Origin of the sequence: Pseudoalteromonas sp. MMG022, assembly GCF_021654245.1 — a bacterium.
Lineage (GTDB): Bacteria > Pseudomonadota > Gammaproteobacteria > Enterobacterales > Alteromonadaceae > Pseudoalteromonas > Pseudoalteromonas amylolytica.
Genome location: NZ_JAKFZQ010000022.1, coordinates 34,824 through 61,313 on the forward strand (window position 1 = coordinate 34,824; position 26,490 = coordinate 61,313).

17 protein-coding genes and 1 pseudogene are annotated in these 26,490 nt (G+C 43.8%); 4 read left to right on the forward strand and 14 right to left on the reverse strand.

The features are described from left to right. Positions 1–74: 74 nt before the first annotated feature. Positions 75–1,160: a hypothetical protein gene (locus L1070_RS16920; protein ID WP_237126443.1), complete on the forward strand. Its 1,086-nt coding sequence runs from the start codon at positions 75–77 to the stop codon at positions 1,158–1,160. A gap of 197 nt (positions 1,161–1,357) precedes the next feature. Here the strand turns inward: L1070_RS16920 and L1070_RS16925 are convergent, their stop codons facing one another. From L1070_RS16925 to L1070_RS16945, 5 genes are all read right to left on the reverse strand, one after another. After that, complete coding sequence (locus L1070_RS16925) at positions 1,358–1,654, reverse strand: Fic family protein (protein WP_343221770.1); 297 nt, start codon at positions 1,652–1,654, stop codon at positions 1,358–1,360. Between the two features lie 312 nt (positions 1,655–1,966). Next, positions 1,967–5,749: a type I restriction endonuclease subunit R gene (locus L1070_RS16930; RefSeq protein WP_237126445.1), complete on the reverse strand. Its 3,783-nt coding sequence runs from the start codon at positions 5,747–5,749 to the stop codon at positions 1,967–1,969. Between the two features lie 2 nt (positions 5,750–5,751). Next, positions 5,752–7,044: a restriction endonuclease subunit S gene (locus L1070_RS16935; protein WP_237126446.1), complete on the reverse strand. Its 1,293-nt coding sequence runs from the start codon at positions 7,042–7,044 to the stop codon at positions 5,752–5,754. Further along, positions 7,028–8,617, reverse strand: coding sequence for a class I SAM-dependent DNA methyltransferase (locus L1070_RS16940; RefSeq protein ID WP_237126447.1), 1,590 nt, complete (start codon positions 8,615–8,617; stop codon positions 7,028–7,030). The genes L1070_RS16935 and L1070_RS16940 overlap by 17 nt, the downstream gene beginning before the upstream one ends. A gap of 23 nt (positions 8,618–8,640) precedes the next feature. Then, positions 8,641–9,573, reverse strand: coding sequence for a restriction endonuclease (locus L1070_RS16945; RefSeq protein WP_237126448.1), 933 nt, complete (start codon positions 9,571–9,573; stop codon positions 8,641–8,643). A 235-nt stretch (positions 9,574–9,808) separates the two neighbouring features. On the opposite strand from L1070_RS16945, the gene L1070_RS16950 reads away from it, so the two are divergent. Then, the gene (locus tag L1070_RS16950; protein ID WP_237126449.1) at positions 9,809–10,879 is read left to right on the forward strand and encodes a helix-turn-helix domain-containing protein; all 1,071 of its coding nucleotides are present in this window, start codon (positions 9,809–9,811) and stop codon (positions 10,877–10,879) included. A 79-nt stretch (positions 10,880–10,958) separates the two neighbouring features. Further along, a complete protein-coding gene (locus L1070_RS16955) occupies positions 10,959–12,737 on the forward strand; it encodes a S41 family peptidase (protein ID WP_237126450.1) in 1,779 nt (592 codons plus the stop codon). A 116-nt stretch (positions 12,738–12,853) separates the two neighbouring features. Here the strand turns inward: L1070_RS16955 and L1070_RS16960 are convergent, their stop codons facing one another. Further along, the gene (locus L1070_RS16960) at positions 12,854–14,938 is read right to left on the reverse strand and encodes a winged helix-turn-helix domain-containing protein (RefSeq protein ID WP_237126466.1); all 2,085 of its coding nucleotides are present in this window, start codon (positions 14,936–14,938) and stop codon (positions 12,854–12,856) included. Between the two features lie 221 nt (positions 14,939–15,159). Here L1070_RS16960 and L1070_RS16965 point away from each other — a divergent pair, with 221 nt between their 5' ends. Continuing rightward, positions 15,160–16,692, forward strand: coding sequence for an MBL fold metallo-hydrolase (locus L1070_RS16965; protein ID WP_237126451.1), 1,533 nt, complete (start codon positions 15,160–15,162; stop codon positions 16,690–16,692). 81 nt (positions 16,693–16,773) lie between these two features. On the opposite strand, the gene L1070_RS16970 is transcribed toward L1070_RS16965, so the two are convergent. The 8 genes and pseudogenes from L1070_RS16970 to L1070_RS17005 all read right to left on the reverse strand — a co-directional run bounded on the left by L1070_RS16970 (position 16,774) and on the right by L1070_RS17005 (position 26,219). Further along, a complete protein-coding gene (locus L1070_RS16970; RefSeq protein WP_237126452.1) occupies positions 16,774–17,040 on the reverse strand; it encodes a hypothetical protein in 267 nt (88 codons plus the stop codon). A 434-nt stretch (positions 17,041–17,474) separates the two neighbouring features. Continuing rightward, positions 17,475–17,677 (reverse strand): annotated as a pseudogene (locus L1070_RS16975) (DUF6500 family protein). Continuing rightward, entirely contained in the window at positions 17,667–18,698 is a 1,032-nt protein-coding gene (locus L1070_RS16980; protein WP_237126453.1) for a 2Fe-2S iron-sulfur cluster-binding protein, read from the reverse strand. Before L1070_RS16980 ends, L1070_RS16975 begins: the two are co-directional and overlap by 11 nt. After that, positions 18,698–19,405, reverse strand: coding sequence for a PepSY domain-containing protein (locus L1070_RS16985; RefSeq protein ID WP_237126454.1), 708 nt, complete (start codon positions 19,403–19,405; stop codon positions 18,698–18,700). The genes L1070_RS16980 and L1070_RS16985 overlap by 1 nt, the downstream gene beginning before the upstream one ends. Further along, positions 19,386–22,544: an efflux RND transporter permease subunit gene (locus L1070_RS16990; protein ID WP_237126455.1), complete on the reverse strand. Its 3,159-nt coding sequence runs from the start codon at positions 22,542–22,544 to the stop codon at positions 19,386–19,388. Before L1070_RS16990 ends, L1070_RS16985 begins: the two co-directional genes overlap by 20 nt. 11 nt (positions 22,545–22,555) lie before the next feature. Next, complete coding sequence (locus L1070_RS16995) at positions 22,556–24,298, reverse strand: efflux RND transporter periplasmic adaptor subunit (protein ID WP_237126456.1); 1,743 nt, start codon at positions 24,296–24,298, stop codon at positions 22,556–22,558. After that, positions 24,298–25,746, reverse strand: a complete 1,449-nt coding sequence (locus tag L1070_RS17000) for a TolC family protein (protein ID WP_237126457.1) — start codon at positions 25,744–25,746, stop codon at positions 24,298–24,300. The genes L1070_RS16995 and L1070_RS17000 overlap by 1 nt, the downstream gene beginning before the upstream one ends. A gap of 107 nt (positions 25,747–25,853) precedes the next feature. Continuing rightward, positions 25,854–26,219: a hypothetical protein gene (locus L1070_RS17005; RefSeq protein WP_237126458.1), complete on the reverse strand. Its 366-nt coding sequence runs from the start codon at positions 26,217–26,219 to the stop codon at positions 25,854–25,856. Positions 26,220–26,490: the final 271 nt, after the last annotated feature.

Sequence of the window (26,490 nt, forward strand, 5' to 3'; positions counted from 1 at the left end):
TGCTAAATATTCAGAGAGACGAGTCTCTATATAGCTTTATCTACAGAGTTCATACGGTAAATGCTATTTCAAACATGTCTAATATCATCTCCAATGACGGTAAGTGGCGGTCTTATCCAAGTATTTTAAAAGGAACTATAAACTTATATGAACCAGTAGATGAACGACTTTTTCTTAATAAATTAAGGGAGTTAGGTGTTGCTCTTCCTTCGAATAGAATATTTGAAAATCTAATGGAATATAGGGATGAGCTGGAAATATTCTTCGGATGTCATAACGGCAACAAAACGATTCGACGAAAAGCAGAAGCTATCAGGTATTGCAAATACTGCATCCATCAAAGTATCCGAGAAGCTGGGTTTGGTTTTTTAAAACTCAACTGGCTGTTTGATAGTATGTGTTTTGTGCATAACAAGCCTTTAAAAATGATTCCAGTTTCGACGAGAAATAAAGCCTTAGCAGCCTTAAGGTGTGTATATAGAGGAGAAAACCCTGATATTGCGACAGCACCAATTCATCTAAGTCTTCATCAATACAAGCCCAAAGAAGTTGAATACGAATCAAATTCTGACCTGATTGCTCCTTGTCTAGCAGGCGAGTTTGAAAACTTTATTAAAGTTCAGCGTTTAACGTTTTCAATTGGAGTTTTAAAACGTTTAGGTCATTCGATAAGCCAACCGCTTATCTCTGAAAGTTACCTGACGCAGGCTAATGGAAAAAGAAAAATCTTTAAAGCACTCCAAGCTGAAAATGATCCCGCTTTTCAATGTTTCATGAAATCAACTTTCGAGTCAAAGATGGTATTTACTGGTGTTATAGATAAAAAGGGGATGAAAGAAAACTTATACAAGAATAGAGGTTCAAACTGCATGTATTGTTCTTATTCAAAATGTATAGCAAATCTAGCAATAATCCGGCCTAGACAAGACACTCGCTTAATAGAAAGGTGTGAATTAAATTATTGGATTATAAATGATTTTTTGAAAAATAATGAATTTGTATCAGGCAAAAGTGTGGGGCAAACATCTCTAAAAGAAAAGAAGAAAATAATAGATGCTCCAATCGAGCATGAATTCTTGAAGCGTTATAAGAGCGCTTTAGACAACGCCAAGTATGGAATAGCTGAACCTTATCTGAGGTGGCCTGCAATTAAGTCATAGTATAAGCAATCTTCACATTGACGAAAAGCGAGCATATACCCAGCTAACTAAAGTGTGCAAACTTTAGAGGAAATATAAGGCTAAATGTGCAAACTATATTGTCACTACACAGGTGTGTAAGTAAAACTTGGGATTAAGATCCTGACCTTTATCAGGATGACAGCGTGGTGGCTAGGGTAACAACATAGTGTAGAAAACTAGAGCCTTTTAGCTAACTCTTTGCCCGCTTTACTCAACACATACCGCTGTAAACGGCTGGTGGGTTTATCTGGCTGCGTCATTACTATCAGCTCCAGCGCAGGCTTTAAATAACGCGCTTGAAACGACTTTCTATCTTTTAACTCAAGCGCCTGTTGTAAAGAGGTTCTATCAATTGGAGCAGATTGCCGCTCCAATACACGCAATAGCTTTTCGACTTGGGGGGTGACTTGGGGGGTGACTTGAGGGGTATTCTGGCTCTCATGATTTTGTAAGGTCTCTAAAATCACCTGCACAGCAGGCAAATTAAACCTAGCGGTGCAGAATAGCGCCGCACCGCCGATATTGAACTCAGCTCAAAAGCCGTCGAAGCAAAAAACAATAAAGCTTGTACTTAATTGACGAGGTTGATTGATGTAACCGCTTGGTTAGGCGACTACAATTTCCAGTACGCATGGACCTGCGGATTTGCGGCAGGGTAGGTTTCTTAGGACTGATTTGTTGAAACTAAAGTGAAGACAACATTTGTATAAATTTGCTTTATTCGGCTTAGCTAGTAAAAGTTAAGCCAAATAAAGCTCTCGGCTAAGAGGATTTGAGAAGCACTACTAGTGCTGATTGTGTTTCCACTTTTCTCTCAGTTTTGGGTTAGTTTTGAAGTCAACGACATTAAGGGAATTAATAATGTTATTTTGTATATCTTTTTCTTTTTTGGCTTGCTCTCGTTTGGTTTTTATTTTCTCGGCAACCTTTTTTGGAAATGTAACAACTGCAGCGCCAAATGCTAATTTACCTAGATCATAGATAGCATTCTCGATATAAGGTTTGAAGGTTTCATCTCCCATAACTTGGATTGCAAAGGCGCTGAACTCTTCAATGAGGCTACCATCTTTTGCTTCTTTTATAGTCCACACAATTCCACTATTCTTGCTATCATACAGCGGCAGATCTAAGTCTTTAGTTGTGGCTTCTAACTCGCTTAAGATAGTTAGTGTCGCATCTAGAACCGCAGTGGATAAAATGCCAAGTGATTTCAATTCGGAGTAATAGCCCGTGCGAAATAAACTTTCGAGTTCTCTTTCGTAATTTATAGATGCTTTAAGTGTTATAGATGCAACTTCCGTTGCCCCTTTGACTTTTGAAACTTGTGGTGCGGAGTAAAGTTGTTGCTCTCCAAATAGCATTGGAACAGGATAAAGAGGCGGGATTGATTCAGCGCTCACTTCAACCTTATTGCGCTTAAAGTTCTCTGCCTGTTCAAAAATCTCTTTATACACTTCATCACGATCAATCGGTGGGTAGCCCCATTCATCAAGCAAGATAATCAAGTCGAAATGCAGTTCAGCTTTGATATCGTCTCGCTTGTTCCAATCAGTGTATTTAGCTTTATCATCAATGACCTTCTTCACCTCTTTAGAAAGATCAAGTAGTTTGTCTTCTGGATAGGTAAAGTCATACTTATGAGCCAGTGAAATGAGGATGTCGTAAAAAGCCTTTTCTTCAAAATCTATCCCCATTTCACCAAACGAGGCCATCTCAGCACGTAGTTCATTGTAAAGGTTGATAATTTCATCAGAAAAATCATTAATGACTTCCGAGCGAAGTACATCCTTTTCATCACGCTCATTGTACTTTTCAACCAACATATTCATTTTCTTAGTGAAATCGACACCTTTCACTTTATTGGTTTTTTTAAACTCGCCAATCGCTTTTGCAAGCATTTGCTGAAGCAGTTGAAGTTTGGTGTTTGGCTGTTTCACCATCTCCAACTTAGCAAGATAATCATCATCAAAAATATCAATCTCGCCACCGTCTTTTTCACCCAGTTTAAAGATCTCTTCAACACCATCACTTATTAGTGCGTCTTTGACCAAATCACGCACCTTACGGTTCATCTGGTCAACATCTGGCGCACCACCCGTAGTGATCTTAAACACAATGGTTCGAACCGCTAGATAATAGTGAATCTTATCCTTATGTTCTTTGGTCAGCTCACTACTACCCACACAAATGTCATAAGCTGATTTGAGACGTTTGGTCAGATCCATAAATGTCTTTTCAAACTTCTTGGTTCTGAGTGCAAAATCAGCCGAAGCATTTATGCAATGTAACTGCTCTAGTGGCGTACCATTGAAGTAGGGCTTAGAGTCGAACTTATGGAATAGCCCATCCAACAGGCTCAAGTGATCCTTAACGATAATGACCGACTGTTTAATGTCTTCTAAGTTCTGATCTTGTCCTGCTGTGTATTGGGAAAGTGCAAGGTTCATCTGTTTTTTTATGCCGATGTAATCGACTACGAGACCATTCTCTTTACCTTCAAATTTACGGTTTACTCTCGAAATAGTTTGGATCAGATTATGCTTTTGCAAAGGCTTATCAATGTAGATGGTATCGAGGAACGGTACATCAAAGCCCGTTAACCACATATCTACAACAATAGCTATTTTGAAGTTCGATTTACCATTTTTAAACTGACGATCCAGCTCTTTACGGTACTCTTTGTTACCGAGTTTGTTCCACAGAGCTTTATCATCGTCTTTGTTACGAGTCATAATCATCTTGACTCGTTCCATCGGCTTAACTTTCTTCTTATCACTTTCTGATAAGGTTGCACCGTCTTCACAGACTTTTACTTCATCCCACTCAGGGCGAAGCTCAAGTAATTCTTTGTAGAACTGATAGGCGATTTCACGGCTGCTACAAACAAACATTGCTTTGCCTTTTTGAGTCGTGCCTTCTTCAACACGATTCTCATAATGCTCAACAAAGTCTTTCGCTATGGCTTTGATGCGATCTGGGTCGCCTAGTATGGTAGACATACTCGCCATAGCCGTTTTGCTTTTATCTATTTGATATTCGTTTGTGCCTGCTTCTTCACACGCTTTATAGTATTTTTCGACTTCATCAAGCTGACGCCCATCAAGTAGCACTTTTGCTGCTCGGCCTTCATACACAATACGAACAGTAATGTCATCATAAACCGATTCTGTCATTGTGTAGCTATCTACAATCTCACCAAACACATCTAATGTTGAGTCAATGGGGGTGCCCGTAAAACCGACATAGGTGGCGTTTGGTAATGAGTCGTGAAGATACTTAGCAAAGCCATAAGTCTTTTTCACTCCGTCTTCTGTAACGGTAATTTTCTGTTCTAAATTGGTTTGGCTGCGGTGCGCTTCATCCGAGATACAAATGACGTTGGTTCGCTCCGTCAACAGCTCCAAATCTTCAGTAAATTTATGGATGGTAGTCAGGAATACACCACCACTTTTACGCCCTTTCAGGTGTTCACGAAGCTCGCTTCGGCTCTCAACGCTAATGATGTTTTGATCGCCCACGTAACCTTTTGCATTAGTGAATTGACCTGAAAGCTGATCATCCAGATCGGTACGATCAGTGATGAGAATAATAGTTGGGCTGCCCAATTCGACATCTTTCATCAGTAGACGAGATAAGAACAACATTGTGTAGCTTTTACCACAACCAGTCGCACCGAAATACGTACCACCTTTACCATCACCGCTCACCAACTTTCCGTGCTCATCAAAGCACTTCATATGCTGTTTGATATTGGCAAAAAGCTTTGTTGCTGCGTAATACTGAGGATAACGACAAACAATCTTCTCTTGTTTGCTCGAAGTATCAGGTAGGTAAATAAAGTGGCGAATCACATCAGTAAGTCGTTTCTTATTGAACAAGCCACTGATCATCGTAAACAGTGAATCAATACCGTCTTTGTCTAGCTTTTCTTCACCCGTAATTTTACGCCAAGAGTAAAAGAACTCGTATGGGGCAAAATACGACCCCATTTTGCTGTTCACACCATCACTAATCACACATAGAGCGTTGTATTTAAATAGTTCAGGGATATCTCGATCATAACGAATGGTTAGCTGCTTGTACGCATCATAGATGGTCGCATCTTCACGAATGGCACTCTTAAATTCAAACACCACAAGAGGTAAGCCATTGATGTAAAGAATCCCGTCAGGGATACGCAGCTCATAACCTTGTATCTCCATTTGGTTAACGATGCGATAGCGGTTGTTCTCTATGCCAACGTAGTCTAGAAGCTGAATGTATAAATCTTTCTGACTTGCATCTTCACGCTTTAACAAAAAACCATCAGCGACAAACTTCATTATGGCTTTGTTGGTATCGTAGAGATCTGAAGCTGGAAGATACTCAAGCTTATGGATAATTTGCTCTATCTCATAGGCTGTAATACCTTCCGTTTGGTAACGTTTAGCTAGAAATTCACGAAGATCGGACTTGATCAGCACATCTTCAGGTGCTCGCTCAATCGCCTCACCACAAGTATGTGGATAGCCTTCTTTCCCTAGCAGTTCAATAATGGCTTGTTCAAGCCTTTCTTCTGTGAATTTCATTATTAAGCCTTAGACATTCTTGAATTCAATAGCATTAGCATCTTTCTTAAAATGCAGCTTTCCTGAACAATGCAAATCTTATAATTTAGTAGTTGTTGCACGGTCGAAGAGAACCTAGAAACAGCATCTGATGATGGTAGAATTACCTGAAGTTTCCTTTGATTTGTGATGCCCAAATAGCTACGTGTAGACTGTTCACCGTCTGAACAAAAACGGTGTTGAAAGCCCTGCTCACTAAACAAGCAATACAGAAACTCTTTAGTTAGCTGTTTTGAATCTTTTATCCTATAATAAGTAACTTGTGGGGTTAACATAATGTAATCATCGACTTCAGGAACAATACCAACTCTACCCATTGTCGCTTTGTGCGTGATTAGCACATCACCAGCTTTAGCAAAGCCAATACGTAGCTTTTCAGCTCGCTCCTTTGTAATAAATTTGCAACTATCGAGATCAATTACCCCATTATTTACATCATTCGCCATTACGAATGGTATTCCTGACTCAACAAACTCACTACTTTTAGGGTGTATTTCTCCGTGATTACCGTCTTGGTTTTTTTCCAGTACGTCACTATCAATTAAGGTCTGGATCGATACATACCGCCAAGATAAAGGAATATCTTTCTCCAGTTCAGCACAGAGTTCCATCTCACCACCCGAAGACTTGTAAGGCATCCCTTCTAATTCAGGCTTGCCGATGGATTGTGCGTATTCTTTTGAGATGGGAAACTCAAAATCAACAAACCACTGTTTGTAAAGAGCTTGAGCGGTATCTTCTAGCTTTTGAGTAAGTTGTTCATTGAGTGCAATTCGGTTATTCACCACATTGTATTCACGCACGATTTCACGCTGTTTTTCAATAGGTGGGACTGGTAGCTCAACATCACACATTTCTTGCCAATCGAAAATTTCACGAACTGAACCGTGAGACTTAAATCGAGCATAGCGATCAAATTCAGGTCGCCTAAACCACATCATCAAATACTCTGGGTCTATCTGATTTGAATCTTTAACCTCAAATACGGTGTAAGCTTGGGATACCAACGCCTGATCTAACGACTCAAGCATTGCGATACCCATTTTATCTCCCCTACGAGATGTATCAGGTACGTAGGTGAATTGATGTTTTCTTACGATTTTGTACTTTTTAAAGTCAGTTCCTACAGTGTTAGCAACAGAATCTATAAACACCTTCTGGGTTGATACACCAAGTAGGTTATCCTTACGGTTTTCTTTATTTCTAGTGTCAACGACCTGAATAAACTGACCTAGTTTTTTATAGTTTGATCTCATAGCCCAGCTCTTTAAAAACATTTAGCAAGTCATTCTTCGATTGTTCTTCTTCTACAAGTAGAGAACCAAAATCACCTCTTAGGCTGTTCATCTTGTCATCAAAATTGACATTCTCATCTCTGTTAATGAACTCAATGTATTTACTAGGAACAAGCGAGTAATCTTTCGCTGAAACTTCCGTTTTCTTTGCAGAGTAACAATATTCAGCAATGTCCTTGTAATTGTCTTCCGCCCCCACTTGCTGCCAAGTGTGAAGCGTATTTGCAAAGTCTTGAATGTCTTGCTCAGAGAACTGAACAAACTTTTTCTCAAACGGTTCACCACGTTGACGAAGATCCATAAACAAAATCTCTTCTTCACGATCACGATAATTCCGAGTGACATCTTCGTGCGGAACTGTATGCGCTTTTTTGTTTTTGTTAAGTATCCACAAGGTGACACTGATATCGGTGGTGTAGAACATACTGCGAGGCAGAATAATTACCGCTTCAACCAAATTATTTTCAATCAGCTTTTTACGAATGGCCTTTTCTGTTCCATCACCAGATAGCGCACCATTTGACAGAATAAAACCTGCAACACCGCTTTCAGACAGCTTGGAAACCATATGTAGAATCCAGCCATAGTTAGCATTGCCTGTTTGTGGTGTTTCGTAGCCATCCCAGCGAGGATCATCAACAAGCTCATCGGAAGCTCGCCAATCTTTTTGGTTAAATGGTGGGTTTGCCATAATAAAATCAGCTTTTAGGGTTTCGTGCTGATCATTGGCAAAGGTATCTTTTGCGGCTGCGCCAAGGTTGGCAGATATACCACGAATAGCAAGGTTCATTTTCGCTAGTTTGTAGGTTGCGCCTGTGTATTCTTGACCATACACAGCTACGTCTTTCTTGTTGCCTTTATGGTTCTCAATGAACTTCATTGATTGAACAAACATACCGCCCGAACCACAACAAGGGTCATAGATTTTACCTTTGTATGGCTCAATTAGTTCTGCAATTAGGTTAACGATGCTCTTTGGTGTGTAGAACTCACCTTTCCCCTTACCCTCTGCAATCGCAAATTTAGACAAGAAATATTCATAGACTCGACCTACCACATCTTCGTGCGGATTCGCTAGGGTGTCGATGTTGTTAATCACATCGATCAGAGCAGATAGCTTGCTGACATCCAAACCAAGACGAGAGAAGTAGTTATCAGGCAATGCGCCTTGTAGTGCCCTGTTGGTTTTCTCGATGGTGCTCAGCGCAGTATCGATCTTTAGGGCAATATCTCCTTGTTTAGCGTTCTTCTGAATGAAGCTCCAACGGCTCTCTTCAGGGAGGTAAAAGACATTTTCTTTAGTGTATGCCTGAACTAAATCAACATACTTTTCTTGACCTTTGTCTATTAGCTTTTGTTTGTGTTGTTCAAAAGTATCACTGATGAACTTTAGGAAGATCAGACTCAATACGATGTGTTTGTACTCTGAAGATTCAACACTACCACGCAGCTTGTTTGCTGCATCCCAGAGTGTTTCTTCAAATGATTTTTCTTTCTTTGCACTTACCTTTTTGGTCACTTTATTATCACTCATATCTTTTCAATTGCCTTTTTGACTTAAACGTCAAAAAATTCTTCATCTATTTTCTTCAGGTGTAGTACCTGTTCATCTCGGCTGCCGATATTGTAACGCAACATAAGCCGTGCAAGCTCTTTTCCGTTGATTAAAACAATGCGAGTGCCTAAGTTTTGTGCTGTGTCGATGGCGGCGGGGGTAAAATCTGAGGTGGTGATGAAAATGCCTTTGTGGGCTTTTTTAAGATTCAGAGCGCCAAAAAAGTCGCGAATATCGCCTGCGCCTATGTTGTTGCCTTCGCCGTAACGTTTGGCTTGAATATAAATTTGGTCAACGCCCAGTGGGTCTTGGTCGATGACGCCATCTACCCCGTTGTCGCCGGTTTTGCCCAGTGCATGAGCGGCCCCTTCGCCCGTGCCGCCGTAGCCCATGGCAACCAGTAGCTCTATAAGTGTGTCTTCAAAAAAAGCGGGGGTGACTTTGCGGGTGCGTTCTAGCAACTCGGTGGCTAATGCGTCGTTTATTTTACGATAGGCGGCGCGCAGGGCTTCGTCGGGGGTAACGTCGTTGTCGCTATTTGGTGTTTGATTTAGGTTGTTGGCTGTGTTGTTGCTATCAGCGTTGTTATTACTTTTTTGTTTAAACTCAATAAATTCATCAAAGCGGTTAAGGTAGTCGTTATTGATTTCGGTGTTTTCTTTTAGTGCCTCAATACCGCGTGGCGTAATGGCAAAATGGGCGCGGCGGGTAACATCTAGCAAGCCAGCTTTAGTTAAGTAGGTTCGTGCCCAGCCAATACGGTTGTCTAAAATGCTTTGCTTGCCGCTGGGTAGAGGTTCGCTGCGTTCTTGCTCGGTTAACTGAAACTGCTCGGCAAGTTGTGCTATGGCGTCGCGTAGTTTTACTTCTTGCCCGTTGGCTTTATACGCCACCTCTAATAACGGTCGCATAAATTGCTGGTAATTGGGGATCACGGTTTGTCCTTAACTGCTAGTGAACGCTCAGAATATGAGAAATCGCCATAAAGCTCAATCTTGCGATACATAAAACCTGCTATAGGTACTCGTGTGGGTCGTTTAGGAGATCCTGACCTTCGTCAGGATGACGCTGTGGTGATCAGCATTAAAGTTGACTGTCTCTTTCACAATATGTGTTAATCTTAGCTTTTAAAGTTAATAAGTTATCCTACCCCAAGGCTTTGATTAGTTAATGAATTTTATTTTATCTCCTATCACGATTGACGCGGTTAATTTGCTGCAAGTGGTGTTTGCGTTTATGGCCGCTTTTGGTGCGCTGTTGGTGTTTCATGTGGTGAAGTTTCGGCTGTTGGCGTTGTTTTTGGCGTTTCAAAGTGTGTTGTGTGTGCTGAATATTGCTGAGAATAATGGGCTGTTGGGGGAGGTATTGATCACCCCTGTATTTACCTTGCTGTTTGGGCCTTTGTTGTATTTGTTGGTTATCTCGGTCACAGGGTATGAGCTTAAGGTTGATGTTAAAACGGCGGGGCACTTTTTACCTGCCTTGCTGGCGTTGCCATTTACCGCCAATGTGCAAACGGTGGTGTTGCTGGGGTCACTCAGTCAACTGCTCTATATTACGCTGTGTTTTATCAAATTGAATCAATACCATAACTTACTTAAATCGGTGAGCTCGCAAGTTGATACTTACTCACTAAAGTGGTTGTCTGCGGCGCTTGCTGTGTTTTGTAGTTTGTTGGTGCTGGACCTCGTGCGAATGAATACCCAAACCATCACCCCGTTGATGCTTAAAAAGAGCCTGTACCTTTTCAGCGAAGGCGTGTTTTTTAGTCTCTCATGTTATTTGATTTTTAAAGTGGTACGCAGCCCGCAAGTGTTTGCTGATATCAACCGCTATCAAAGCTTACTGTGTGAGCCTCAAGATGAGCGACAAGACGATGCGTTGGCACAGAGCATTTTTACTGAAGTAGAGCAGGCGGTTTGGCACGAGCAATTGTATCTACAACCTAAACTCACCATCGCTGAGTTGTCGGAGCATACCGGGTTGAAGGTCAGAGATATTTCTTGGGCGGTGAATAAAATCAGCAATCGAAACTTTAGTGACTATATCAACAGCTTGCGGGTACGAGGTGTAAAGGAAGAAATTGAAAAAGCACCACATTCAACCATGCCACTAATTAATATCGCTTTAGATCATGGGTTTAATTCAAAATCTACATTTTTCAATAGTTTTAAAAAAGAGTTTGAACTTACGCCAATGCAGTTTAAAAAGCAGTTAATGAGTCCAGCTTCAGGATCTTAAACCTTATTGTGTAGTGGCTTTGTTATGCTGGCGGCAAGTTAATCGCGATAGTGGTAAAAATCGCAAAAGGAGACGTTGAATGTGGTATGTAAATGTGCGCGTGTTGTTAAGTAGTGTGTTGTTGGGGGTGGTCAGTTTTGGTGCTACGGCGCAAAATAAAGCCACCGACATGCTCAATGTGGCAGATAAAAACTATCAAGCCAGCCAAGTTAAAAAACCAGCTGCGTATTTTTTAGATAAACAACAAGCTGTTGAGCTGGCTAAACAAGCACAGTGGCAACAAGCCAAGCCTTTATTAGAGGCGTTGACCAAACAATATAAAAACGATGGCGCAACGTGGTATTTGCTTGGCTTGGCATACTTTAATAACAAGCAATGGCAAGCGGCTGTGAGTGCGTTTGAACGCGCCTTGGCGCTTGGCTATCGCTTAACAGGTATACCCGATGGGGCGAGCACACCTAACGATTTAATGGTTAAAATAGCCGAGGCGTATGGTTTTGCGGGCGAGCAAAGTAAGGCCATAGAGTGGTTAAACAAGGCTCTTAGAGCGCGTTGGGACGACAAGCCCAAACTAGCAGGTAGAAGTTTGTTTAGTCGTGAGCCAATGGCTGCTTTCAAGCCCATTGAAAACACCCGTGAGTTCAAGCATGTAGCCGGGATACTGGATACGCAAGGTATGGACCGCAATGCAGGTTGGCGTAGTGATTTAGCCTATCTTTACGACGAAGTTCAGCGCTTACACGTCAATCCATTTCATAGTATTAGTCAGGCGGATTTTAAGGCGCAGGTTGATGCACTAGATAAACGTATTCCACAACTAAGCGACCAGCAAATCGTGTTTGGTTTTATGCAGTTAATTGGCTTGCTGAACAATGGCCACAACATTTTGATCCCAGCATGGGGCGAGCATGGTAACTTTACGCAGCTACCAGTGCAGTTTTACTTGTTCAAAGATGGCTTATACATTGTGGCCGCAAGCGATGAATATCAACATTTGATTGGGAGCAAAGTTGAGCGAATTGGAAAGCTTTCGGCCAACAAGGCTATTTCTAAGGTCGCCAGCATTAATGCCAGAGATAACCAAATGCAGCAACGCTGGCTGGCTCCTTACTATTTAAGTTTAGTGCCAGTTTTACAGGGTTTAAATATTGTGCCAGTGCAACAGCCTGTCACTTTAACGCTAACGGCGCATGATAAACAAAGTACTGTAAACCTAGAAGCACGTGCAATGCGTTTTGGCGGTTTTCCAAAGTTACCTCCGTTACAGTTGGGTGACTCACCAACTTATTTAAAAAACAATCATACCCCTTACTGGTTTGAACATTTTATCGAACAAAACCTTTTGTATGTGCAAGTGAATGATGTGAGAAATCGCTCGGATGTGTCATTGGCGGAATTTAGCGCACAACTGCGAGATGTTTTAATAAGCAAAAATATCAATAATTTAGTTTTGGATTTGCGTCATAATAGTGGTGGTAATGGCTCAATTACACCGCCACTTATTGCGTTGACGGCATTTTTTGAAATGTATAAACCGCACGGTCAGTTGTTTGTGATGGTGGGACGTAATACCTTTTCAGCTGGGCATGATATTTTAGTTAAGGTGCAAGCGGTTACCCATCCAATCATTGTTGGTGAGCCATCGGGCACTCGCCCCAATACCATCGGTGAGTCGGGTTGGTTTAACCTGCCGTATAGCGGCCAGCATGGCTTGTTGTCGTCGCAATTTCATCAAACCAGTGTGCCAGAAGATCACCGCATTTGGGTTGCACCTGATTTACCTGTAGAGCTTAGCGCTCAGGACTATTTTGCGGGAGAAGACCCAGCACTTAGTGCCATATTCTCTTTAAGTAAATAGCGCCTGAACTTGGGGTAAGCGATTGGCTTTATCACATCTATTACCCTGAGTTCAGGTTAACTAGCTTGATGATCTTTTTAGTTTTTCAAAGCGCGTGATCTATACGCGCTTTTTACTTAGTGATGCAAAACAACCACTTCCTGATCAATGGCAATAAATTGCTCAAGCAATAATTGCGTATCCTTTAAGTCTGTTATTTTCCAAGCGGTGGGTTTGAGTGTTTTTAAGGTTTGCACAACTTCACCGTTTAGGTCGTACTGTTTGAGTGCAAAGGTGTCTTTATCCACGCTGTAGATGGCGCCATTTTTAACTAACAAGGCTTTGCCATTGAGGTGGGGCAACGGTGTGGCGGGCTGCTCATTGGGCGCAACGGCACGACTAAATACCTGATTGTTTTTGGTGGTGTAAATCAGTCGATTTTGACTGACCCAAGCGCTTTGCACGTCATTGAGGTGATACGCAATAAGCTTATTTTCTTTTATATCAAATTGATACAGGCTATTTGTAGGCGCGTTTTTAATCACAACAAGTAGGGTGTTGTTATCTAGCCAATGTAACACCGAAAAAAGTGGTTGGTGGGTACTTACAAGTTTGCTATTGCCTGTTAAGTCTGTGATTGCTAGTTTGCCATTGCTTGCCCAAGCGACATAGCGACTATCCGCTGACCAAGCATAGCCATGTATGGTTTCACCATTTACATTATTGGTTAATTGCGCTGAGTCGTTATTTGGATGCCAAAGCCATATCTCGTCTTGTCCCGTACGATTGCTGATAAACGCAATGTTTTGAGCATTTGGAGCAAAGCGTGCCAAGCGCTCTTGTGCACTTGAGCGTGCGGTACTTAGGTAAGGTGTTGTGACCGTATGTAAATCGAGAACCTGTTGTGGCATGGCCTCTCGGTGCAAATCAATCTGTGCAATATCTATGTCTTTATTGCCTTGCACTGCCAGCAAACCTGTTTGGTTTGGGTGTTCGGTGACAGATAGCAAACGCTTGCTTGGCGTTGTGAGCTCACTTATTTGGCCGTCCAACTCAACTTTGTAAAGTTTACTGTCACTCACAGCAAGTAAGTACTCACCAGAGGCTGAAAAATTGCCAATAAGCGGTGATATAAACGTTGCCTTCTCGGGTGGTTGCAGTGTGACCTGTTGCTGCACTTTACCGTGTTTGTCTAGCAACATAAGTTGTGTATTGGCGTATTGATCGTGTGCAAATACAGCAAACTGTTGACGCTTGGGGTGGTAGTCAAAATGATAAACAGACAGAGCGTCGCTGTTAAACAGTGGATGACTGGATTTATCTAAATCGTTGTAGAGCATCAAGGTGGTGTGGTCGGTGGCGAGCTGTAAAAACGCATACTGATGATTGGCCAGTGCTTTGGGGGTTTTTAGCTCATGTGTTTGGCATTGGTAGCGGGTGTTAGGTGCTTGAGGTCCGCTCAGTGCCTGAGCAAAGTCTAAGGTGGATAAAGTCCAGCAGCTTGTTTGTAGTGATTGACTGCTTGGCGCTTTATCACAGGTGTTATGGGTAACAAATACTAACTCTCTGCCGTCAGGGGTAAAGCTTGGTGCACCAAATTGACCAGCCTCAGCGCTAAGCTGAGTTTCTTTACCGTTATGCAACGCTTTAGCCCAGATATGACTTTTACAACTACCTGCGTAGCGGTTAAATACAATGTACTGTCCATTGGGGCTATAAATGGCGTGCGATTCATGGGCATCCGTATTAGTAAGTTCTGTAAGCTGCGTATATGTTACGGCGGGTGTTTTGGGCCAAAACCGTACGCTGAATACCAATAACAAAGCGATGCAAGTTATCGCTATAGCCCAAGGCATTGCGCCAAATTCTAAATGTATTTTAGCGCGCGTTTTGGGCGCATGATGCCAAGTTACTTCACTGAGTAGGCGATAGCCGATTTTTGGATGCGTGGCGATAATATTGGGAGATTTTGCATCGTCGCCCAATTCTTTGCGAAGTATTGCAATACAGCGCTGTAAGGCGTTGGGCACCACCTCAGCACCTTGCCAAACTTGCTCCATTAACGTTTGGTGTGTCACCACTTCATTTTGATGTTGAGCGAGCACATATAATACCTTGAGTACCTTAGGTTCCATTTTAGTTTGTCGCTCACCTTGCTCAATGACTGAACGTGATAGGTCAATTTTATAATCGCGAATAGAAAAAACGGGCAGCTGTGTCATGGTAGTCACTCAATACTCTCTGGCCACAGTGTATGAGCTATTGAATTTGCTGTCTAGGCACGAATGGCCTTTTAAAATTGCTAGGAAATATTAAATAAGTTTATAAAACAATTGATTAACTATCATCAGCTATTAATCAGCTTTTTATAAGCATGCCTTTGTGGTGGTGCAGTTAAGTTTTTTGTTCACTGGCTCTAAGACCAATAAACAAAGGTAACTTTATGAAAGCTAAAAGCAACATCAGAGTATGGTGTTGGGGCATAGCAATGCTGCTATGCCCCATAAGCTGCGCTCTTTTGGCGGATGATAAAGCCGCGCAAGTGATTAAGCATGCCGTGAATGCTTACGGTGGCGAAAAACTTATCCAGCTTAAAAGCATGACATTACATGATGAGCAGCTGCACTTTTCACAGTGGCAAAGCGGGCATGCGCTTCAAGGAGAGAGAGTCAGTTACCTGAGCGAGCAACGACTAGAACTGGCAATTGATTTTGCCAACCAGCGCAAAGTGTTTAAACGAGCAACGATGCGGCTGGTGGGAGGACATGGCTCAGACAGCCCCACCGTAATGCACAGGCTTTATGTTGATGGCAAAGGCTACGGGATTGATCACGCTTTAGGGCAATATAACCCTGCTGAGCGAGTCAATTTTGATAATGCCGATATAGGGCAAAGTGAGTGGTTAGATACGCTGATAGTTAAAAGCTTATTTGATCATAAAGCGGCGAGCAAATGGATGGATATCGCATATATTCAGGGACAGGCGCACGATGTGCTGAGCGTTCACTCTGGTACACAGCAAGAGTACACACTCTATATCAACCAAAATACGGGGTATTTAACGCGGCTACTAAAAGAGTTGCGGGGCCAGCGTGTGAGTGTGGATTTTTTACACCATAAGCAAAGCGATGGGTTAACTTGGGCGCAGCGAGTTTTTGCAGGCACTGAGCAAGGGCCGCTGTTTCATAGCAATGCAAGGCGAGTGGCCTTTAACTCTGTACGCAATACTCAATTTGATTTACCGGTCAACTACACGCGACGCCCAAGTGACACGCCCATGGATGTATCAAAGCAGACCATAAAAACACTTGCTTCGGGCGTGTATTATGTAGGTAAAGAGTGGTCATACACCTTGTTTATTGATGTTGGCGACCACTTTATCAGTGCAGGGGCTTGGCAGATGGATGAGCACAGCCAAGATTGGCAAAACAATGTGGCACTGCTTAGAGAAACAACCAAAATTGACAAACCTATCAAGCAGCATATCGTCACACATCATCACACCGATCATTTAATGGGGGTAAAAGACGTGCTTGAACACGGGGCTGCATTGGTTGTTCATGCCAACGATGTCGTTGCGCTGCAAAGCCATTTAAAAATGCCACTCACCGCAGAGCAGTTAATTAAAGTCAGCAAGCAAGGCACATTGGCGGGTGGCAAAGTACAGCTGTTTGATGTACCAAATAGTCATGCCAACCATAACTTAGTGGTTTACCTTCCTGAGCAGAAAATATTGTTTAGTGAAGATATGTTCGGCAGTAGCATGCAAGTTGGCTTTGACTCCCCAAGTCGCTGGCCCGATATAGATGCCTACCACCGTCTTGCAATATTGATGAATAAAGTCGATGCGCTTGGTATTAAGGTTGAGCAGTTTGTGTCTTCGCATCATGCCAGAGTGCTCTTTGCAAGTGAGATAAAACATGCACGGTCAGTCCCATTAGTTAGCAAGCAAACGCTGCTAGAGCGGGTGTTTTAAAGTAGCGAGCGACACTTGGCGAACATTATAACAATGTTGGATGGCGTTGCTGCGCGCCTTATCCAGCCTACTCACTAGCGCTTACTGTTTGTTTGGTCCATCACCATCAGCTTCTTTTTTCTTAGGTTGCTCTTGCTTGGCTTTTTCAACATTTTTAAACACCGTGGGAGGAATAGGAAAGAGCGAAATTAACGGTAAAAAAGCTAACAAAATAAATGCACCCTTGGGCATTTTTTTGCCCCATTTAACCATGGCGAACATCGCCTTTATCACTAAGCCAGCAGCGATAAGCATCAGTAAACATTGAGCAAGCGTGCTCCATAGTGTGGTGGATGAAAGCATGTCCATAAGTACTCTCTTGATTGTTTCCAAAATAAAGAAATGAGGACGCGCTGTTTAAATTACAATCAACAATTAATATAAATGTTTACAAATTAGGTCCGTAGTCTTTAAAGATATTCAGGTGTTAGATATTCTCGATGAATATCACTATGGACGATGAGTTGCTAGATATGCTCAGCACTTCGTTGACAGCTATGTACAACTGCAAAATTGAATTTAAGCGATTCAAAGTAGAGGATAATAGTTACGACCACCGCGTGGCGACCACCGAGTGGCGACCACGCGTACGAGCTAGACCCAGAAGTAGAGCCTGAGGATATTAACAATACCAACAGCAAAGCGAGCAGCTTAGATAAGCCGCACGTTTTGTATTATTACCTAGATAGCTGGAAGTATTGGCGCTAATAAGGCAGTAAAAAGCTGGTTTTATTGACCCTCATTCACCATTTTTTAATTTTAATGGCCTTTTCAAAATGATCCAGCTGGTGGGTTTGGATCCACCAAGTGGCGGCTTCCATCAGCAGTTCAGGATTATCGTTTTTATTAGCAAAAAACGCATAAAACGATAGGCCGACATTGTCTCCTTTGACGGCCATTTTTTATCGCATACTTCAATTATTTTGGTGCGCAAGCTAGCTCGCATTCTTGTTTGTCCCTTTGAGTGTACGTACTGTGATGTGCTGTATATCGCAGGCATTGTGTTGACAAGCAAGACGAAACCCTTGCTCAAGCTTACTTTGAGATAACCGAGTTTGGTCGGCTTGTGTGACTTTTACGGTTTGGTTTGTTTGTATTCTACACATGCCGCATGTGCCACCGCCGCCACAGTTTGAGGGAAGCGCAATGCCCTGTTGTGCCAAGCTATCAAACAGTGTGCTGTGTTTATCAAGCGTGAGTACATGGGTTTGTTGTGTGTTACTTTCATGTACAGTCACGCGTTGCGTTTTGTGTTGCTGTGCAAAGCTCAATTGACCCACTCGGTAGCGCTCAATCAGCCAAGTTAATCCTGTAATAGTTAAAGCCAAAGTGAGCAGGGCAAAGGTGATGATCAACCAATGATTGAAATCCCCAGTGCCAAGATAATCCATAAAATGTAGTTTAAACATTAAATCGCGCAGCCTTCGCTCATCATTAATATGTGCGACGACAGCGCCAGATGTAGGCTCTATGTATACATGGGTATGCAATTCATCTTGCAGCTTAACCTGCCACAGTGGATTTTTTTGTTTTGGTAATTCATCCATGGGTGGCGCGAGTAAATCAGCGCTAATAATATTAACTGGCCCGTTATAAGACTTTAAGGCGATGGTGCGAGCCAAGGACTCATTGAGGGTAAATGGTGCCCCCGTGCTGGCATCGAACAACTTAATGCTATGTGGTTGATAGTTATGCGCGCCGCGCTCAATCGTCACTTGGTAATATGGCTTACCAAACAGCCACAATAAGCCAATATGTTTGGCATCTTGGACCGCCAGTTGTGTGACTGGTATGAGGCGCTCGGGGGCAATAATACCCTGATGGTTGATGCGTTGTAAGTTGCTATTGCCCGACGCTTTTTTATGGTCCATCAAGTTAAAGTACAAGCCTGTGACAAGCCAAATAAGGAGCTGTATGCCGACCAGCAGCGATAGCCATTTGTGTAGTGATTTGTTCCATTGTGGCATTAGTTTGCTCCTTGGTTTGCTTTAAACACGCGTTGGTAAGTTAAAAACAGCCCCAAGGTGGCTGCGAGCGAACCCAGTAATGCAATCACCAGTAGTAGCCAATTTGCCACGTTTTCACCATCGTCATAATCCATAATATGAAAGCGCCACATCCAATCAAATAATCGCCAAAAGTGGTGGCGTGTTGTCACCAACTCCCCACTGTATTGGTTGATATAAAAAGTATCGGCAAATGAATTTGCAAAGGTCACTTGCCAGACGGGCAAGTGACGAGCAGAAAGCTCACTGGGGACTTGCTCAGGCTTACTCAACAATTGTATGGATTGAATAGTATGCGTGCCGCTATAGCGATGTTTGGCAATTCGCTTTGCCATATTTTCATCGATGTTGCTTAAGGGCCTTCCCGAACTTGCATCCAATATGAGTTTGCCCGATTGGTTATCGTCAAAGCGATAAACCTGCTTATCTAACAATCTGCCAAGTTGGATATTTTGCGCCAGTGGGTACTCACGGAGCAAATCGCTCAGTGAGTAGGTGACCTTATCAAGCTCAAGCGTGTTTAAGGGCTGCTTTTGAAGTGGCTCGCCGTGAATAAAATGAATATCCATGCTGACCATATACAGCCCAGTGATAGACCACACTAAAAACTGTATGCCGATAAAGGCCATCAGCCATTTGTGCGCCTTTCTAAGCTTGGTTGTTATCATGATCAATCCCTTTGTTAAATTGGCTCACCGCTTGGGCTTTAACCAAACTATAGATAGCTGGAAGTACTATCAGGGTTAACAATACGGCGCTGCTCATGCCGCCAACCATAGGGGCAGCAATACGGCTCATCACCTCAGAGCCGGTCCCTGTGCCATATAAAATAGGGAGCAGACCGATAATGATGGTCGCAACCGTCATCATCACAGGACGAACCCGTAAGCCCGCACCGTGAAGTAGTGCCTCGCGGTACATGTCAGCGCTGATTGGCTTGCCTGCTTGTTGGGCGCGTTCTTTGAGCTCATTAAGTGCTTGGTTTAAATATACCAGCATGATCACGCCAATTTCTACGGCCACTCCAGCCAGCGCAATAAAGCCGACGCCAACCGCCACCGAGAAATTAAACCCTTCAAGATACATCAGCCATAAACCACCAATCATCGCCATTGGTAATGTGACGATGATAATCGCCACTTCGCTGAATGCCCTAAAATTGAGGTAAAGTAAAATCACGATGATGGCCAAAGTCAGTGGTAGTACATAACTGAGTTTGGCCTTGGCACGCTCCATATACTCATACTGTCCAGCCCATGTGATTGAATAGCCTACGGGTAAATCAAGATTGTCTGCTAAATACTGTTTGGCGTTGGTCACATAGCTGCCAACATCCACGCCATCAATGTCGATAAAGGTCCAGCCATTGATGCGGGCGTTCTCACTTTTAATGCCCGGTGGGCCATTTTCGATGTAAACATGCGCCACGTCGCCAAGGGCAATACGTTCTCCCGACGGGGTAACCACAGGTAAACGAGCAAGCTGCTCTGGTGAGTCGCGATAATCTTGTGGATAACGCAAATTAACAGGGTAGCGCTCTTGGCCTTCAACGGTTTGGGTGACGTTCATTCCCCCGATTGCGGTGGCCACAACCTGCTGAACATCGGCAATATTCAAACCAAAACGACTGGCTTTTTGGCGAGAAATATCCACTTTGATGTAGCGACCGCCTGCCACGCGCTCTGAGTAGACCGACGCTGTGCCTTGCACCTTAGGCAGCAGACGCTCAATTTGCTGACCAATTTTTTGGATCTCATCCAAATTGGGGCCTGCAACTTTGATCCCAACTGGAGTTTTAATGCCTGTGGCTAACATATCTATGCGGGTTTTTATCGGCATTACCCAGGCATTGGTTAGCCCCGGAAATTTCACCAGATTGTCAAACTCGGCCTTGAGACTATCGGTAGTTACGCCTTCACGCCATTGTGACTTAGGTTTTAACTGAATGAAGGTTTCAATCATGGTTAAAGGAGCGGGATCGGTTGCCGTCTCGGCGCGGCCCACTTTACCAAATACATTCTCCACCTCTGGCACGGTGCGAATGAGTTTGTCGGTTTGCTGTAGTAGCTCACGTGCTTTACCAATAGAAATACCAGGGTACGTGGTGGGCATATACATGAGGTCTCCCTCATCAAGCGGCGGGATAAACTCACTGCCTATCTTGTTGATGGGATAAAAGCCAGCCACGGTGATGGCCAAGGCTAAAGCGATGGTGAGTTTTGGAAATTTCATCACTTTAGTGAGCACGGGCATGTACAGCGCAATGAGCATACGATTAAGTGGGTTCTTTTTCTCAGAGATCACTTTACCGCGAATAAAGTAACCCATTAAAACTGGCACTAAGGTAATAGCAAGTCCCGCAGAGGCGGCCATGGCATAAGTTTTGGTGTAAGCCAGCGGTGCGAACATACGACCTTCTTGCGCTTCTAAAATAAACACCGGCAAGAATGACACGGTGATGATCAGTAAACTAAAGAACAGTGCAGGGCCTACCTCTGAGGCCGACTTGGCAACAATCTGCCAGCGATTGTCATCGGTAAGTGGCGTTTTTTCCATGTGCTTATGCATGTTTTCAATCATCACAATGGCACCATCGGTCATGGCTCCGATGGCAATCGCAATCCCACCAAGCGACATGATATTGGCGTTAATGCCTTGCATGTACATGATGATAAAAGATACCAAAATGCCCAGTGGCAAAGTGATCACCGCAACAATCGAAGAGCGTAAATGGAATAAAAACACCACGCATACCAGCGCGACCACGGCCAGCTCTTCAAGCAGCTTGCTCCATAGGTTATCTACTGCGTTTTCAATTAATCTAGAGCGGTCGTACACCGTAATGACTTCAACCCCTTCAGGCAGCGAGTTTTTCAAAGAAGCGAGCTTTTCTTTTACACCATTGATGGTTTTTTGGGCGTTTTCACCAAAGCGCATCACCACAACGCCACCGACTACTTCTCCCTCGCCATTAAGCTCCGCAATACCACGGCGCATTTGTGGACCGAGATTAACCGTGGCCACATCGCCCACTCTAAGTGGCGTGCCTTGTTCATTGATCCCAAGGGGGATTTTTTCGATGTCGCTAACCGACTGAATGTAGCCCGTAGCAGTGACCATATATTCGGCCTCAGCCATTTCTACTACAGACGCGCCAGTTTCCTGATTACCTCGCTTGAGTGCGGTTTGAATATGGTTGAGCGGAATGTTGTAAGCACGCAATTTATCTGGGTCGACCTGCACTTGGTATTGCTTGACCATCCCACCAACGGCCGCTACTTCTGACACACCCGGCACGGTTTGCAGTTCGTATTTTAAGAACCAGTCTTGAATACTTCTGAGCTGGCTTAAGTCGTGTTTACCGGTTTTATCTGCCAAGGCGTAGATATACACCCAGCCCACCCCCGTGGCATCAGGACCAAGTTGTGGCTTGGCGCTTTCTGGCAAGCTGGCTGAAACCTGACTCAAATACTCCAGCACGCGGCTTCTTGCCCAGTATAAGTCGGTATCATCATCAAAAATGATATACACGTATGAATCACCAAAAAATGAATATCCTCGCACGGTTTGTGCGCCAGGCACCGAAAGCATCGCTGTGGTCAACGGAAAAGTAACCTGATCTTGCACAACTTGCGGAGCTTGACCTGGGTAACTGGTTTTGATGATCACCTGTACATCGGATAAGTCCGGAATGGCATCAACGGGGGTATTTTTTAGTGAAAACACCCCAGCAAACGCGATGATTAGCGTGCTCAGCAGCACAAAAAAGCGATTGCCGACAGACCATCGAATGATAGCTTCAATCATATTTGTGCTCCTTAATTGTGATTCATATGCATACTGTGGTCATCATCACTCATAGCGGCTTTTGGCTTGAGTTCTATCACCACAAAATCATCTCTAACCTCAAAGGTAAAGGTGATTTCATCACCGACTTTTACCTCATCAAGACTCACATTCTCAGCGACCAAAAAGTCCATGGTTGCGGCGGGGCGGTTCCATTTTTCAATGGCATCGCGGCTGATATTTACAATACGGGTATCTACATCAATGGCGTTGACTAGACCGTTCACGGTTGCGCTACTCACTTCAGATTCAAAGGTGTCTTGCGACATAACATGAATACCAGTTAGTTCATAATCGCCATCGTCTGTTTTGCTCACTTCAAAGTGGAGTGTTTGCCCAGCATTTAGGGCATCAATGTCGACCTTTTCAGCGACCATAAAATCCATCGTCATAGTTGGCCAACCCCATGCTTCTACTGGGTCGTGGGTGATATTAACCATACGGTGGCCCGCCATCACGTCATTTACCTCGCCTTGAATCCAAACAGCAGTAGGCTCAGGGTCATGGGTCATGCGTTTAAAGTCAGAGTTTTTGCTGGACTCTGAATCTATCAAGAATTGTGCAGAGGTAACCACGTTGTCCTCTTCACCAAGGCCCTGTAAAATTTCGATTTTATCTTTTGCGATCCGTCCTACCGTCACCTCAATGGATTTAAATTGCCCATCACCCAGTGCGAGCACCACGCGGTCTTGCTTGCCTGTTCTGATCACCGCTTCTTTAGGCACTAAAATAACAGGCTCATCAAGGTTGGTATGAATAGCCACTTGCGCAAACATGTTGGGTTTGAGCTCAAAGTTGGGGTTATCGAACTTAAGCCTAACGCGCAGCGTACGGGTTTTGCTGTTTAGGGCTGGGTAAATGTAGTCTACCGTGCCATTCCATTGCTTGCCTGGCAGATAGTCCAGCGTCATAGAAACGGGCTGACCTTGTGAAATCAAAGATGTGTCACGTTCGAAGACTTCGGCTTCGACCCACACTTGATTGAGCTGAGCAATACTCATTAAAGTTGTTCCGGGTTTGACATAAAACCCTTCGCGAATTTTTAACCCATCAATGACACCTGATTGTGGCGAGTAAAAGGTGATGGTTTGCTGTACTTTCTGATTTTTTTCCAACGCATTGATAAATTGCTCAGACAACTGTAGCGCCTTTAGGCGGTCTTTAGCTGCACTGATCAAAGAGCCATTGTTGCGCTTTAGTGCGAGCAATAACTCTTCTTGTGCATTAACCAGTTGCGGTGAATAAAGGGTGTACAAAGGTTGCCCTTTTTCAACAGGGTTCCCTGCAGCTTTGACATAAAGCTTTTCTATCCAGCCATCTACACGAGGATGGATATGGATTAACTTGTCTTCATCGTACTGTACATAGCCCACCGTTGAGATGGCCGTGTGCATGGGGGCATATTCAACGGGAGCGGTTCTCACCCCAAGATTATTGACTACGTGCGGGGCAATTTTGACGCGGCCTGCTCCTGCATCGTTTGTGCTATCGTCTTCGGCATAAACAGGAATAAGATCCATGCCCATGGGTGACTTGCCTGGCTTATCGCGACGATAATTCGCATCCATTGGGGCGACCCAGTACAAAGGCTTTTGCTGTTCAGGCTCACTGCTTGGTGCTTGTTCACTGTGCTGCGTTGGTAATAGACTCATAGCGGCTGTGCCAAGTGCGATGCCGACAATGAGTGCGATGATGGTTTTTTGATTCGAAGACATTAGTTTGCTCCCAAAGTGTGAGACCGCTCAGCAGGTTGAGTCGCTTGTGTAAGTAAGTAATTGATACGAGAGACAGCTTTCAACGCATCCACATCAATTTTTAATGCACCAATGCGCGCGTTGAGCTCAGCAATACGTGCGCGTACCACTTCGGCAAAATCACCATCGTCATTTGTATAGGCGGTCAGGGCTGCTTCAGCTTGGTAGTGCGCCTGCTTTAACAGTTGTGTGGCGTACAAGGTTTGTCTATCTGAGAGCCGATTGAGCAGCTTCAGCTCTTTTTCGACGGCGCTAAGCATTTGCTTGACCATCAACAGCTTGTCAGTTTTAACCGCTTCAGACTCAGCAACCGCGGCGGCAACTTGTTTATCTTGTTTGTTCTTTGTGAACAGCGGCAAATCAAAGGTGACACCCACAGAGAATAGATCGGCACGACTCATGCCTGAGGGCATATCATCCCGATATCCATAGCTTGCATTAACTCCCCATTGGGGTTGGTACTGCTGTTTGTTTAGAGCGATAGTTTGCTCAGACACTTGCTGTTTAACATCAATAGCGCGATTGATCGGGTGGTTGAGCAATAACTTGGCCAGCTCGTTTCGAGCGTAGTGCTCGGGTTTTAGTAACGCTGCATAGGCCAGCTCAAGGTGAGGCAAATTGTCAGACACAGTAAAAGCGGTGCGCTGCTTATCAAAGTCATAGGCCACATCGAGCGCCGTTGCGTCATAAATATGTAGCCACTCGTTTAGCTGCGCCAGCGCCGTTTCAAGTTTTTGTTGCTCCACTGTGAGTCTATCTTCGAGTTGAATGAGCTCCAGCTGAGCGCGTACAACATCCTGTTGTCTGGTTTTACCGACCACGCTGGAATAACCAGCCTTGGCAACTTCAGCAATTTGCTCGAATAAAACACGGTCCTGTTTAATTAAAGCAATGGTTTTTTGCGCGAGGTACGCGTCTAACCAAAGTTGCGTAACATTGCTTTGTAGTTTGGCTTTCCTATCTTGTCTTTGCAGTGGAAACTGCGTTGCCGAGAGCTTAAGCTGCTTACTTTTAATTGCCAAGCTGTCACCACGGCCAAACATTTGCGATACGCCGACTTTAAATTGGGTCATGCCTTCTTGGGATAAATTCCAGCCATCGGTTGGCAAATTCATCATACCCACCGACACTTTTGGGTCGGGTAAGGTATTGGCGGCGATACTGGCATGTTCCACTGCTTGTTGTTTGAGATGATTGCCATGTAACCATGGGTCATTTTGTTGGGCGAGTGTAATGGCCTGTTCAAGAGAAAGTGCATTCTGCTGAGTGGTTGCCCCAACGGAGGTTGCCCCAACGGAGGTTGCCCCAACGGAGGTTGCCCCAACGGAGGTTGCCCCAACGGAGGTTGCTTGAACGCTCGCGGGCAGCGCTAAAGCCATCAATACAATGGTAAAATAACTGTGTTTCATAATGTGTCCCCAGATCTAACTGGACGGTAATATGCGTAATATAAACGCTGAGATTATTAGGTAAAATATATGCCGTGCGTGCGAATTTTGGGCGCACTTACCCCATATTAGGCAAAAATCGGTGGACGATAGAGAGAGCTGGTAATGGCGTGAGGTGCCTCAGGAAGCGCATGATTGATTGCTTCAGACCAATAAATCGCAGGGGTTGTTAGCAATGCGGTATTTAGGTAATGAATTGACGTACAGGCGTTGGCAGGGCAGGTGCAATCGGTATCGCAGCAATCCACTGCGCTGGACATATTACTGTGGTCCATGTTGCTGGTCATCATGTCTGCGCTGTGATCCATAGTCATCATTGAGGTGTGGTTATCTAATGACATATCACAAGGCATAACAGCATACGCCAAGGCTTGCCCAGTGAAGGCAATCAGCATTGTGAGCGTAACTAAGATGCTTGAAAGTGATTTGAACATAACAAAACCAAAAAATGAATCATCGCAAATGCTACGACAATTTTATTGCCAAGTAAATACAGGGCTTACCCAAGTAACAAAATATGCACTGTGATAACGGTATTCAATTTGTGATTTTCATGAAATAAAAATGCCACGTAGCGTGAATAAAATTCACTCACTTGTTTTACGACAAGCTATTTTTACACAGCCAAGCCGTGCTGGGCGCTGGCGACATGTTCAAGGTGTTTATTGTTGAAATTCGACCAATGATAATCGGGACAATTCCCAT